We start from the raw sequence: 12800 nt of genomic DNA, 5'->3' as shown, positions 1-12800 counted from the left end.
TATTAGAAATTACGAATACCTGCTAAGCCATATGCACCATGCTTTTGTGCAGTAGCTAAATCATCAGGACTCATACCTCCCAATGCAAAAACCGGAATCTGGCTTTTTTGGGCTAGATCAGCAAAACGTTCCCAACCTAATGCCAAGGCTTCTGGATGGGTCTCTGTTACTTTGACAGGACTTACAAAAACAGCATCACAGCCAATTTGCTGAGCATGCTGTAAAGAAACTGCATCGTGGCAAGCAGCAATAAAACGTAAGCCTACTGTTAAATCGCCCTTATGCAAGTTCATGAGCTGAGATTGTTTTAAATGAACGGTCTTAATCTGTTTCTTTAACTCAGGGCTCAACTGCTGCCAAATATCTGTATTAATAATTAAGTTTGATAACTGATTTTCATCTAAAGCACTTAATTGTTCTAAATACCTCTGATCAGCATCAGCTTCTTCTATACGCCAATACAATAAAGCATCACTGCCCTCTACAGGTGTAAGCATATTGCTGATTTTGATGAGATGCGGCCAATAGAGTCGCTTTATGATGTCTTTATTGGCTTTTGGAAAGTTTAAATGAAGCAACTGTTCACGTGTGTACCATGCCCATGGCTGATGAATAAGATTTAATAGTTCATCAGGCACATAACTATGGAATAAATGTAAATTGACAATAATGTCGTCATATTCATGGTGAATATAATCAAATTGATGCCAATCTTTTAAACCAATACCCACTTCTTCATAGATTTCACGGCGACAGGCTTCTTCGGGTGTTTCACCCTGCTCAACCTTTCCTCCTGGAAACTCATGCTTTCCACCTTGATGCTGCTGCTCTTCGCGCCATCCGACTAATATTTTTCCACGATGGATCAAGATTGCTATAGCGACATCGACTATTGGTTTGGGCATCTTTTTACTCTCTAAAACTTTTCTCAAGTGTAAGCAAATTTTATCATTTTATAAAATTTTAAAAATCTCATTGACAGATCTATTCGATAATGATTATCATTTAAATCGTTCAAGAACATACCACGGAGCACAACAAATGAACGCACCTTTTAGCTTATTTACTCGTAACAATGAAACAGCTCATGCCTTACCAATGTTACATTCTAACAACCTCTTTGCATTAGGCCGTGAAATCCGCATTATGCATGCTGGCGAGGAATATCGTTTACGCCTCACTCGCAATAATCGTCTGATTTTAACTAAATAAAAATACACTCGCGTTTCAATAATATTCGTGGGAAAACAAAAAATGGATAGCATGGGTAACCATGCTATTTTTTATAAAGGTAGATTAACCTCCACCCTCAAACCACCCTGTTCAGCATGCATAAAATGTAATTCACCATTATGCAATTCAATAATTTTTCGTGTAATCGAAATTCCCAACCCTGAACCTTGCTGCTGAGTACCTAATACTCGAAAAAAACGCTGTCCTAAACGTTGCAATACCTCATCATCCACACCATTTCCTGTATCTTCTATAGCGACCTTAATTTGCTGTTCATCCTGACCAATCTCAACATAAATAGAGCCTAAAGTCGGGCTATAACGAATGGCATTATCGAATAAATTTCTAAAAGCAATAAATAGTAATTCTTCATTCGCAAGGGTTTTAGTTTCTGTCGACAAGGTATTTGTCTCTATCAACATCTGTTTAGCTTGTGCATCTAAAGTTACAGTTTCAATGACTCTGGCCAATAAATAATTTAAATCGATAATCGTCTTGGGAAGTTGTGGCTGCTCTGCTTCATTGGGCTCTAAGCGAGCGAGAAGGAGTAAATTTTCAAGTATTTTTGTACTTCTAGAAACGTCTTCTTGTATACGTTCAAAGTCCTGATGAAGCTCTGGAACATGTTGATATTTACGCTGTAAAACCTGAAGACGCATTTGTATGGCAGATAACGGAGAACGTAACTCATGAGAAGCATCTGCGGTAAAACGCTGTTCAGCGACTAATGCCCTTTGCAACCTTGCAAGTAATTGGTTTAGCGCATCAATCACAGGCTGAATTTCTGTAATGACATCTGGTTCTTGAATGGGTTCTAAATTTGATGCGGTTTTTTGAGCAATTCGTCTAGAAAGCAAATTTAGTGCAGCCAATTGATGCTCGGTACGCCAACTTACAATGACCCATTGTAGCAGCCAGAACAACACCATAAGGCCGCTATACCCAGCAAGTGCTTTGAGTACTTCTTCAATACGTGTACTGATTGGCTGAAAAACTTCAACTTGTAACTTTGAGTCTTCTTGCTGTGCAGCTAAGCTACGCCATAATTGGCCATCAAACCAAAAATATGAAAAACCTTCTGATAAATTACCTTGTTCAAAAAGCTCGTGCTGATAGCTATGAGAATGAGTAAGTAATTGCCCAGAACTTAATAATTCATACTGAATATCAAATTCATCACTGAGTTCATCAAACTGTTTCATAGAGTGCCCAGAAATATCAGAAACCAGCAAAGTATCTGATATTTCATCCATGATTTCGTCTTGCACCGACATGTTGTGATAAATAGAAAATATGGTGAGTAAGCTTAAAGCCAGCAAGCCCACCACGATACTACTCCACATTGTGGTTTTAACCAGTTGCGACTGCAAGGATGAGCGATTAGATTTCATTTTAAGTCTCCCATACGGTAGCCTAACCCCCGTATGGTTTTAATGCTGCTACTTCCGATTTTTTTTCGAAGCTGATAAATAAATACTTCTATTGCGTTACTTTCAATTTCCTCACCCCATGCATAGAGCGCTTCTTCTAATTGATCACGCGTAATAATATGCTCAGGATGGACCATAAGCTTACGTAATATTTGGAACTCTTTAGCTGTTAAATCAATAGACTTGCCAGCGCATGAGACAACTTTTGCTTGTGTATCGAGTTGCAGATCGCCCCACGTTAAGACTGATTGCTGACTCAACGTTTGCTTACGTAATTGAGCGCGGATTCGGGCAGATAACTCTTCTAAGCTAAAAGGCTTAACCAAGTAATCATTTGCACCTAAATCTAGTCCTTCCACCCTGTCATGAATACTGTCACGCGCTGTAATAAAAATAACAGGAACATTTTTTTGTTTATGGCGGATCGTTGTTAAAACTTTTTCACCAGCCAGTTGAGGCAACCCCCGATCAAGCAAAATACAGTCATAGTCATGCTGCTCGATTGCCGTAAGCGCATAATCGCCTCTTTCTACCCAATCTACCTGATAACCGTCTAACTCTAGCCAAGATTGAATACTTTCAGCTTGAGAGCGATCATCTTCTGCAAGCAAAATTCTCATCTATTTTTCCTGTTATATCCTGATTTGATCTTGCCAAGCCTTTCTAGAAAAAGCAAAGCCGCATTATTAAAATGCGGCTAAAGGTAATACATCTAAGATTATTAATTAAAACTGAACTTGATCCACATCAATTTCTACACGTTTTAAAGGCTTATAATCGATGTCTACTTCACCAATTAAAGTTACATTTGTATTTGGTGAAATAGGACGACCTTGCCAAAGTTCATCATCTACATCAACCGTAATGCTACCTGTCTTGTCACGAAATTGGTATTTTTCATCGCCTAAAGATTTTACAACCTGACCATGTACTTTGACCGGTGTATTATCTTTAGCCGTTAATGCATGCTTAACAGTTGTTACAGCTACTGGAGCAATTGCTGCCTGATTCACAGGTGTATTCGCCATAGCGACACTAGCAGCTGTTAGACCTGTAGTCATTAGTATTGCTTTAAGCATTTTCATAAGATTACCTTTTTAATCACATCTTGGAATAACATAAGTACATCATGCATAAATGAGGTGAATCTTAAGAAAAAGTTAATTTAATGGCACAACCCGTAATACCTCTTCTAATGTCGTAAGACCATCAATGACTTTGCGTGCACCCGCAATTCTCAAGGGTTCTATACCTTCTTTTTTAGTTTGTGTCCTTAAATCATTTAAGGTCATATGGCTACTAATAAGATGCTTAAGCTCTAGACTGACTGGCATAAATTCATAAATACCGACTCGCCCTTTATAGCCTGTATGACGACATTGTTCACAACCTACTGCCTGATAAACTTTTTCTGGCATGTCCATAATGTAATCGAATGTGAGGTGTTGCCACTCGTCCTCATTAATATGAGTTTGCTGTTTGCAGTGCGGACAAAGCTGTCGTACTAAACGCTGTGCGAGAACACCCAAAATTGTGGCTGCTGTTAAAAATGGTTGCACGCCCAAATCGTGTAATCGGGTCAAACTAGACGGTGCATCATTGGTGTGTAAAGTTGATAATACTAAATGACCTGTGAGTGCTGCCTGAATTGCCATATTCGCTGTATCTTGATCACGAATTTCCCCAATCATAATAATATCGGGGTCTTGACGCATGAGCGCACGAACACCATCTGCAAAGCCTAATTCAATTGCATTGTTGACCTGCATCTGGTTAAAACTAGGCTCTAACATTTCAATTGGATCTTCAATGGTACATACATTAACCTGATCTGTTGCGAGCTGCTTTAAAGAAGAATATAGCGTGGTCGTTTTACCTGAACCTGTAGGACCAGTGACTAAAATAATGCCATGGCTATTTTTTGTTAACTGTTGCCACTGTTGTAAGAGACCCTCTTCAAAACCAAGCTGATGAAAGGAACGTACCAACACATCGGGATCGAAAATACGCATAACCAGTTTTTCACCAAATGCAGTAGGCAAGGTTGATAAACGTAGCTCTGTTTCTTGCCCCTTTGGCGTCCGAGTTTTTAATCGACCATCTTGTGGTTTGCGCTTTTCGGCGACATTTAAACGTCCTAAAATCTTAATACGTGCAATCACTGCGGTCAGTGTATTTGAAGGCATGTTGTAAATGGTGTGCAAAACACCATCGATACGAAACCTGACTTTGCCATTGTCCTTACGCGGTTCCATATGAATGTCACTGGCACTCTGCTCAAACGCAAACTGTAAAATCCAGTCGACTAATTTCACAATATGCTGATCATTGGCATCAGGGTTTTGACTATCCCCAAGTTGTAAAAGAGCCTCAACATTTTTATTATCACGATCATGAGCTGCATCTTTTTGAGCTGAGTTTACCGCTCGACTGACCTGATAATATTCTCGTAAATAACGTTGCAACTGTTCGGGATTAAGTAATACCCGCTCAATTTTTTTAGGAGCTAGACTTCGTTCAAGATTATTGAGCCAATCTGTTTGAAATGGCTGGTCTGTTCCAATCACAATTCGATCGGCATGGATTTCAACAGCTAAAATATGATTACGAATGGCAAATTCTTGCGACATTACCTGTGTTAAAGCACTCACATCCGCTTTTAAAGGATCAATCACAAATAAAGGTAGCTGAACCCGATCTGCAAACCATAAACACAAACGGTTTAAACTTAAATGGGCCTGTGTGTGCTGCTGATCTTTTAAATTAAAATGTGCAATCCACTGTAAAGGATGCCACTTCAACTGATCTTTTTGGCGGTGGCTTGACTGTACCAGTAATTTATCTCGTTCTGTGATACGGCCTTCTTGTAATAGTTGTTCTAGACACCAATAGGTATCTATTTCTACATGTGCATTCATGCGTTATCCCCAATATATTTTCATAATATAGCAGAGATGTTTTAGATTTAGCTCACCCCAAAATCGTTAAATTCATTATTTAAATATCCTTCAACTTCAAATAATTAAACTAATTCTCAACTTGATATTTTTTTGCGTCATAGGTCATGTTTATAAAAATATTTTGTATGTTGCTATGCCTAAAAAAGATACTATGCTGACTATAATAAAAAGCATAAACTGGAAACGAACACATGATTTTAAAATGATTAAAATCCACATATAACGATAAGCATAAGAGGAAGTAATATGGAACTTCCAATGACAATGTCATTACAAACTGCATCCTTTGAGGAATTCATTACTATAATTGCTGCTGCCCTTGGCTGTGGCTTATTAATTGGTTTAGAACGAGAGCGCAGTAAACTCAAACACGAATATAAAACTTTCGCTGGTTTCAGATCTTTTGCAATTAGTGCTTTATTAGGCGCGATCTGTTTTTTATTCGGCATTTCAATTGGGATTGTTGGAGCTTTAATCATCGGTGCAATCAGCATCGTTTCCCTCAAAAACCAGCCAAATGATCCGGGCGTTACTACCGAACTTGCATTTATCATGACTTATTTCATTGGAGCACTCTGTATTTGGAATATTTCATTGGCAGCAAGTTTAGCAGTCATCATGACGGCTATCTTAATAGCTAAGCAGTCTATGCATGGTATTGCTAGCCAATGGATTACCGAGGCAGAATTGCGCGATGGAATTTTTCTACTCGCCTTACTTTTAATTGCTTTACCTTTAGTCCCGAATAAACCCTTTTGGGGTCCAGTTTTAAATCCGAATGTTATTTTAAAATTACTGACTTTAATCTTATTTGTGCAGGCACTGGCACATATTGCCAAACGCTTATTATCTTCTAAAAATGCCTTATTACTTTCGTCTTTGGCTTCAGGTTTTGTTTCCAGTACAGCAGCTATTGCTAGTCTGGGTTTAGAAGTACGTTCCGGTCGTGCAAATGCAACGACTAATGCAGGCGCTGCATTAATGTCCTGCGTTTCAACACTTATTCAAACTTTAATTATTGTGATAGGTATCAGCTTTGCTTGGTTTAAGCTAATTATATTTCCTGCCATTATTGCATTAGTTGTTTTAGCGGTATGGGCTTTTATTTTATTACGTAAAGCAGAGCCTAGTACTACTTTACCCGAACTCGACTCAAGAATGTTTAGTCTTAAAGAAGCCATTATTATTGCTGGAACACTTACACTCATTCAGGCAGGTGTTTATGGTTTAAGTATATCTTTAGGCGATGCAGGATTAATAGCCGGAACGTTACTCGCTTCTTTGTTTGAGATCCATGCAGCTATAGCCGCAGTAATTGTACAGGGTGAACCTAATAGTGCTCATATGTCCCCTTTATTAATTGCTTTTATGGGAGGCTTTGCAGTGCATGCAATTGCCAAAAGTATAAACTCTGCAATTTCGGGCGGGCTGCCCTATGCACTTGCTTTCGTTCCCGCCCAGCTTATTCATATGGTTATTTTTATTACTTTACTTTGGCTCAACATCCATTGGTTTTAAAATAGCGAATCAGCTTTGGACCACATCCACTACGGTAACTTCAAACTGACCGACTTTAAAATGAATATCGAAACTAGAAAATTTCATTTTATAAATTCTGTCTGGATCTTCTTGATAGGCAGGCCGTGGGTCTAAAGCCAATACTTGCTCAAGCTCATCAATGTATTGATTATTCATATCTTTATTTTGTAAAAAATATTTTTGAGCATTTAGAGCAGGTTCAGACCAAATGACTGATTTACGTTTTGGTTCTGCATGTGCATAACCACTTTGTGCATCAGCAATCGCATCAGAATATTGAATATAGGGTTTGATATCTAGAATTGGAGTTCCATCTAATAAATCGCTGCCAGTGACATACACTCGGACTGACTTACCGACTTTTTCCACTTTATTCAGCTTTACCACTGACAGTCCGATTGGAGATGGTCGATACATGCTACGTGTAGCAAATACGCCAATTTTTTCATTACCCCCTAAACGTGGAGGACGAACCTGTGGACGGAATTTATCTACATTGCCCTGATTTTTATTGTCATGAAACTGCCAAACTAGCCAGAGATGACTAAATTGTTCAATTCCCTCAAAAGCCAACAAGTCATTATAAGGTTCTACCATGTCGATATATGACTCGATATTTACCAAATTTGGCTGGCGTGGAATACCGAATTTTTCTCGATATGGAGAGCACATGTGGCCGATTATCGGGAAGGTGACAGAATTGATCATCACTTTTTCTTATAAACACAATTAAATATATTCAGTTTATCGGGAATGAATTTAGATTAGAATAGCAATCTGTTTTCTTTTAATCGTGATCGAGACCTTTAATGGCTGCTTTTAACGTCGAACGCATTACTCATGTTCACCACTGGAATGACACCCTTTTCAGTTTTAAAACTACACGCGACACTAGCTTACGTTTTAAAAATGGTCAGTTCGTAATGATCGGACTTGAAGTGAATGGCAAACCGTTAATGCGTGCGTATTCGATTGCAAGTGCAAACTACGAAGAAGAGTTAGAATTCTTCTCAATTAAAGTACAAGATGGTCCTTTAACTTCGATTTTGCAAAAAGTACAAGTTGGCGATGAAATTTTAATTTCTAAAAAACCGACAGGTACATTGGTTCATGATGACCTTTTACCAGGTAAAAACTTGTACCTTTTATCTTCTGGTACTGGCCTTGCACCATTCTTATCAATTATTCGTGACCCAGAAACTTACGAACGTTTTGAAAAAGTAATCGTTGTTCATGGTACACGTTATATTTCTGAATTAGCTTATCAAGACCTTATCTTGAACGAATTACCAAACCATGAGTTCTTTGAAGAATTAGGTATTAAAGACAAACTTGTTTACTACCCTACTGTAACTCGTGAACCTTTCCACACTCAAGGCCGTGTAACAACTGCAATTGAAACTGGTGCTTTATTCGAAAAAGTTGGTTTACCACGATTTAACCGTGAAACTGACCGCGCAATGCTTTGCGGTAGCCCTGCTTTCTTGAAAGATGTTGCTGCGTTACTTGACCAACACGGTTTAGTTGAATCACCTCGTATGGGTGTAATGGGCGACTACGTAATTGAACGTGCGTTCGTAGAAAAATAAGTTTTTCTAATTAAAAAAACCGAGGACTTTACCTCGGTTTTTTTATATCTGTTTTAGAGGTTAATCGTACCATCGATACAGGTAACAGCAGTTCCACCCACTAAAATTTTATCTTGATATAAATTTAGTTGAAGCTGTCCGTCACGCCCTAAAACGCGACCTTGTGAAGACATTACCTGATCATTTTGTGCGGGCAAAATACCATGGTAACGAATAAAAGACGCTACGCTACCATTACCACTACCACAAACTGGATCTTCATTTATTCCAATTGAAGGGGCAAATGAGCGAACTTCTATATGTTTTTGCTCATCATTATTTTCATAAAAACCATAAACCGTCGCTCCACCAACTTTCATTTCTAAATCATGTTGTTTTAAAGCAGCGAAGTCTGGTTGAGTCGCTAAAACAGCTTCGGCATTGACAGCTTGTAATACAACCCAACGCGCCCCAACATCAACCAATGCAGCATTCCATTGAGTGTCAATCTGACATTTTAAAATCTCTGCCAATTTTTGAGTCTGTGTCGTATCTAATGGCGTAATTTTAGGTTGTGGTAGTTCAAAGGAAATATGATTCAATTCACTTACAGTAAGAGCAACTAAACCTGCACCACATTGCTGTACCAATTTTCCTTCTTTAGCAGTAATTAGACCAGCTTCAAGTAAAGCATGGGCTGTGCCGATTGTAGGATGGCCTGCAAATGGTAATTCATTTTGCGGAGTAAAAATTCGAACCTGATAATCTGCTTGCGAATCTGTAGCAGGCAGTACAAATGTAGTTTCAGAGAGATTGGTCCAATTGGCAATCGCCTGCATTTGCTCAGATGTTAAGGTACTAGCGTCCATAATCACCGCGACAGGATTTCCTTTAAATGCTTGTGAAGTAAAAACATCAACTTGTTTAAATGCTACAACGGACATAGACCCACTCCTACTCATTTTGATATTAAAAATTATGGTTTTAAATCCTCACCATGCTTTTGATCTTACTGAGATATCTTTAATGGTTACAGTATCAGTTTTTATTAAAAATAATAGACACAGTTTTTAAGTTCAGAAATCGATTAAATGGACCAACCTAAAGTCATCACAATATTTGAGATAAATAACAGATCACTATAAAGTGTACCCATTACTTTGGCTTTTTAATGAATTGATATGTACAAATATAAAAAAGTGAGTGATGACTTAACACTTCAAATCCATAATGGAAGGCAGCCTATTGGTTCACGTCTACCTTCAATACGAGACTGTGCAAACCATTATCAAGTCAGCATTAACACCGTAAAAGAAGCGTATCGTCAACTTGAAGATCAAGGTTTGATTTCTGTTCGTCCTCAATCTGGTTACTATGTTTGTCATGCACCTTCAAACTTGCTAGAACTCGAAGAACGTTATGTCAGTGAAGAAAAAGTTCCCCTTTCTGGCATTAGCTGCTTTCTCGCACAAATCGTTAAAAAGCAAATGGACCCAGCCTATATTAATTTGGCTCTAGCTTGCCCCTCAGGAGAAAATTTCTACCCGATTGAACGTTTAAAACGCTTAACTGCTCAAGTTTTACGTACACAACCAGATATTTTTAAAAGCTATACCTTACCACCAGGGTCAACACGACTACGCACACAAATTGCTAGACGAAGCTTGCAACTCGGTATGTTTCTTTCAGCAGATGATATTGTGCTGACTCATGGCACCATGGAGGCTTTAAGTCTCGCGATTATGGCAACAACTCAAGCAGGTGACAGCATAGCCCTTGAGATCCCGACTTTTCATAATTTGTACCCACTCCTGCATAATTTAGGCCGAAAAATTGTAGAAGTACCGACTTCGCCGCATACAGGCATGTGTCTAGATACGCTTGAAGAACTCTTAAAATCTCAAAGTGTACAAGCCATTTTAACTATTCCAACCGGACACAATCCTCTCGGTTTTAGTATGCCTGAAAGCAGCCGCCGTCGATTGGCAGAGCTAGCTAATCAGTTTCAAGTTCCTGTTATTGAAGATGCGATGTATGCCGAATTGCAACTAGCCGAACCTCTCTTACCCAATATTAAGGCATTTGATCAAAATGGATGGGTTCTCGTATGTAGTAGCTACACCAAGACTGTAGCACCCGACTATCGAATTGGTTGGTTAGAAGCTGGGCGCTTTCGTAATATTGTGCAGCAACTGAAATTTACAACAACGGTAGCCGAGCCTGCTTTGCTCACTGAAACCTTAGGACTTTTCTTGGAAAATGGTGGTTATGACCTGCATTTACGTCAGTTAAAAAAACGCTATCAACAACAAATTGACACCATTAAGTCTTATATTTGTCGCTATTTCCCACTCGGTACTCGAGTCAGTCGCCCACAAGCTGGATTTATTTTATGGTTAGAGTTGCCCGAATCTATTGATACGCTGGAACTCTTTCATCAAGCTATGGATGAAAAAATCTTATGTATGCCCGGAATTTTATGTTCGGCTGATAAACGTTTTAGTCATTGTTTACGTATTGCAGCTTGTTTTGAGTTAAATCCCAAAATGTTAAATGCTTTGATGCGCTTAGGAGAGTTGGCAAAAAATATGCTACCCATACAAAAAGATATAGGCCAAATTCCTACTAATTCAGTAGGTTGAATCAAAAATGCAGAGTTAATAAAATAAAACCATATATTTTTTATGCCTTTTATTTTATGAATACTGAACTTCTCTCTCCCGCAGGTTCACTTAAAAACATGCGCTATGCATTTGCCTATGGTGCAGATGCCGTATATGCAGGCCAACCACGTTACAGTTTACGTGTGCGTAATAATGCTTTTGATCATGACAACTTAAAAATCGGAATTGATGAAGCTCATGCTTTGGGTAAAAAGTTTTATGTTGTGGTTAATATTCAGCCACATAACAGCAAATTAAAAAACTTTATTCGTGATCTTGAACCGATTGTGGCTATGCAACCAGACGCACTCATTATGTCTGATCCGGGTTTAATTATGATGGTGCGTGAACATTTTCCTGATGTACAAATTCATCTATCGGTTCAAGCCAATGCGATTAACTGGGCAACTGTTAAATTCTGGAAAGATTACGGCCTAAGCCGTGTGATTTTATCGCGTGAGTTGTCTTTAGAAGAGATAGAAGAAATCCAGCAACATGTGCCCGATATTGAACTTGAAGTTTTTGTGCATGGCGCACTATGCATGGCCTACTCAGGTCGCTGCTTACTTTCAGGATATATGAACAAACGTGATGCCAACCAAGGTGCTTGTACAAATGCTTGCCGTTGGGACTATAAGCTGCATGAAGCCCAAGAAGATTTGAATGGTGATGTGATTCCAGTCACTCAGCTCAATGAGTCAGAAAAGGCTTGCTGCTCATCAGCACAATCAGAAACAGCCTCGGCTCAAACCCTATTAGTACAACGTAATGATGAAGAAATGTTTGCTGCCGAAGAAGATGAACACGGTACCTATTTTATGAACTCGAAAGATTTACGTGCTGTACAACATGTAGATCGTTTAACAAAAATGGGCATAGCCTCGCTTAAAATTGAAGGCCGTACTAAATCATATTTTTACTGTGCCCGTACTGCTCAAATTTATCGAAAAGCGATTGATGATGCATTAGCAGGAAAACCATTTGACCCAAGCTTAATGTCTCAGCTTGAAGGTTTGGCAAACCGTGGTTATACCGAAGGCTTTTTAAGACGTCATGTGCACAGTGAATATCAAAACTATGCCGATGGCTCATCACATTTTGACTATCAACAATTTTGTGGAGAGGTTTTAGAACGTCACGGCGACTATATTCGCATTGAGGTTAAAAACCGTTTTGTGGTTGGGGACTCACTTGAACTCATGACACCGCAAGGCAACATTACCTTTAGCTTAACCGAGATGCGCGATTTAAAAGGTAACCCAATTATAGATGCCAAAGGTTCGGGGCATTTCGTTGAAATTCCGCTTTCACAAGATGTTGATATTAGTTATGCACTACTCGTACGCAACTTACCACATGCAAAGGAAAGTATTACTGCATCGACATTAGCTTATTCAGCGAGTTAAA

At 38.8% G+C, this 12800-nt stretch carries 12 protein-coding genes; 5 read left to right on the top strand and 7 right to left on the bottom strand.

What is annotated here, in order from left to right; genetic code table 11:
* Window positions 1-2 precede the first annotated feature (2 nt).
* Window positions 3-905: an NUDIX domain-containing protein gene (locus tag MKL38_RS06635; RefSeq protein WP_270902857.1), complete on the bottom strand. Its 903-nt coding sequence runs from the start codon at window positions 903-905 to the stop codon at window positions 3-5.
* Window positions 906-1041: 136 nt separating this feature from the next.
* Here MKL38_RS06635 and hemP point away from each other — a divergent pair, with 136 nt between their 5' ends.
* Complete coding sequence (gene hemP / locus MKL38_RS06630; RefSeq protein ID WP_004643472.1) at window positions 1042-1212, top strand: hemin uptake protein HemP; 171 nt, start codon at window positions 1042-1044, stop codon at window positions 1210-1212.
* A 71-nt stretch (window positions 1213-1283) separates the two neighbouring features.
* Here the strand turns inward: hemP and MKL38_RS06625 are convergent, their stop codons facing one another.
* From MKL38_RS06625 to MKL38_RS06610, 4 genes are all read right to left on the bottom strand, one after another.
* On the bottom strand, window positions 1284-2624 hold the full coding sequence (locus tag MKL38_RS06625; protein ID WP_270902856.1) for a sensor histidine kinase: 1341 nt from the start codon (window positions 2622-2624) through the stop codon (window positions 1284-1286).
* Window positions 2621-3283: a response regulator transcription factor gene (locus MKL38_RS06620; RefSeq protein WP_004643474.1), complete on the bottom strand. Its 663-nt coding sequence runs from the start codon at window positions 3281-3283 to the stop codon at window positions 2621-2623. The genes MKL38_RS06625 and MKL38_RS06620 overlap by 4 nt, the downstream gene beginning before the upstream one ends.
* A 105-nt stretch (window positions 3284-3388) precedes the next feature.
* Window positions 3389-3748 (bottom strand): NirD/YgiW/YdeI family stress tolerance protein, encoded by a 360-nt coding sequence (locus MKL38_RS06615; protein WP_151743274.1) that lies wholly within the window; start codon window positions 3746-3748, stop codon window positions 3389-3391.
* A gap of 75 nt (window positions 3749-3823) precedes the next feature.
* Entirely contained in the window at window positions 3824-5581 is a 1758-nt protein-coding gene (locus MKL38_RS06610; protein WP_270902855.1) for a GspE/PulE family protein, read from the bottom strand.
* Window positions 5582-5869: 288 nt separating this feature from the next.
* On the opposite strand from MKL38_RS06610, the gene MKL38_RS06605 reads away from it, so the two are divergent.
* The gene (locus MKL38_RS06605; RefSeq protein ID WP_270902854.1) at window positions 5870-7141 is read left to right on the top strand and encodes an MgtC/SapB family protein; all 1272 of its coding nucleotides are present in this window, start codon (window positions 5870-5872) and stop codon (window positions 7139-7141) included.
* Window positions 7142-7150: 9 nt separating this feature from the next.
* On the opposite strand, the gene tsaA is transcribed toward MKL38_RS06605, so the two are convergent.
* The gene (gene tsaA, locus MKL38_RS06600; protein ID WP_270902853.1) at window positions 7151-7870 is read right to left on the bottom strand and encodes a tRNA (N6-threonylcarbamoyladenosine(37)-N6)-methyltransferase TrmO; all 720 of its coding nucleotides are present in this window, start codon (window positions 7868-7870) and stop codon (window positions 7151-7153) included.
* Between the two features lie 101 nt (window positions 7871-7971).
* On the opposite strand from tsaA, the gene MKL38_RS06595 reads away from it, so the two are divergent.
* Window positions 7972-8751, top strand: coding sequence for a ferredoxin--NADP reductase (locus tag MKL38_RS06595; RefSeq protein ID WP_080027497.1), 780 nt, complete (start codon window positions 7972-7974; stop codon window positions 8749-8751).
* Between the two features lie 53 nt (window positions 8752-8804).
* Here the strand turns inward: MKL38_RS06595 and MKL38_RS06590 are convergent, their stop codons facing one another.
* Window positions 8805-9674 carry a PhzF family phenazine biosynthesis protein gene (locus MKL38_RS06590; protein WP_151798850.1) on the bottom strand — a complete coding sequence of 290 codons (870 nt, stop codon included), beginning with the start codon at window positions 9672-9674 and terminating at the stop codon, window positions 8805-8807.
* 231 nt (window positions 9675-9905) lie between these two features.
* Between MKL38_RS06590 and MKL38_RS06585 the strand changes: the two genes are divergently transcribed.
* Both MKL38_RS06585 and trhP read left to right on the top strand, forming a co-directional pair.
* Entirely contained in the window at window positions 9906-11372 is a 1467-nt protein-coding gene (locus MKL38_RS06585; protein WP_270902879.1) for an aminotransferase-like domain-containing protein, read from the top strand.
* 56 nt (window positions 11373-11428) lie between these two features.
* Window positions 11429-12799, top strand: coding sequence for a prephenate-dependent tRNA uridine(34) hydroxylase TrhP (gene trhP, locus MKL38_RS06580; RefSeq protein WP_270902852.1), 1371 nt, complete (start codon window positions 11429-11431; stop codon window positions 12797-12799).
* Window position 12800 lies beyond the last annotated feature (1 nt).

Origin of the sequence: Acinetobacter sp. AOR14_HL, from assembly GCF_027855175.1 — a bacterium.
GTDB lineage: Bacteria > Pseudomonadota > Gammaproteobacteria > Pseudomonadales > Moraxellaceae > Acinetobacter > Acinetobacter calcoaceticus.
This window is presented reverse-complemented; position numbering and strand designations above follow the sequence as displayed.

What these genes read in the sequence shown, in the direction of transcription:
- MKL38_RS06635 (WP_270902857.1), bottom strand. Translation starts at nt 905, where the DNA reads ATGCCCAAACCAATAGTCGATGTCGCTATAGCAATCTTGATCCATCGT.
- hemP (WP_004643472.1), top strand. Translation starts at nt 1,042, where the DNA reads ATGAACGCACCTTTTAGCTTATTTACTCGTAACAATGAAACAGCTCAT.
- MKL38_RS06625 (WP_270902856.1), bottom strand. Translation starts at nt 2,624, where the DNA reads ATGAAATCTAATCGCTCATCCTTGCAGTCGCAACTGGTTAAAACCACA.
- MKL38_RS06620 (WP_004643474.1), bottom strand. Translation starts at nt 3,283, where the DNA reads ATGAGAATTTTGCTTGCAGAAGATGATCGCTCTCAAGCTGAAAGTATT.
- MKL38_RS06615 (WP_151743274.1), bottom strand. Translation starts at nt 3,748, where the DNA reads ATGAAAATGCTTAAAGCAATACTAATGACTACAGGTCTAACAGCTGCT.
- MKL38_RS06610 (WP_270902855.1), bottom strand. Translation starts at nt 5,581, where the DNA reads ATGAATGCACATGTAGAAATAGATACCTATTGGTGTCTAGAACAACTA.
- MKL38_RS06605 (WP_270902854.1), top strand. Translation starts at nt 5,870, where the DNA reads ATGGAACTTCCAATGACAATGTCATTACAAACTGCATCCTTTGAGGAA.
- tsaA (WP_270902853.1), bottom strand. Translation starts at nt 7,870, where the DNA reads ATGATCAATTCTGTCACCTTCCCGATAATCGGCCACATGTGCTCTCCA.
- MKL38_RS06595 (WP_080027497.1), top strand. Translation starts at nt 7,972, where the DNA reads ATGGCTGCTTTTAACGTCGAACGCATTACTCATGTTCACCACTGGAAT.
- MKL38_RS06590 (WP_151798850.1), bottom strand. Translation starts at nt 9,674, where the DNA reads ATGTCCGTTGTAGCATTTAAACAAGTTGATGTTTTTACTTCACAAGCA.
- trhP (WP_270902852.1), top strand. Translation starts at nt 11,429, where the DNA reads ATGAATACTGAACTTCTCTCTCCCGCAGGTTCACTTAAAAACATGCGC.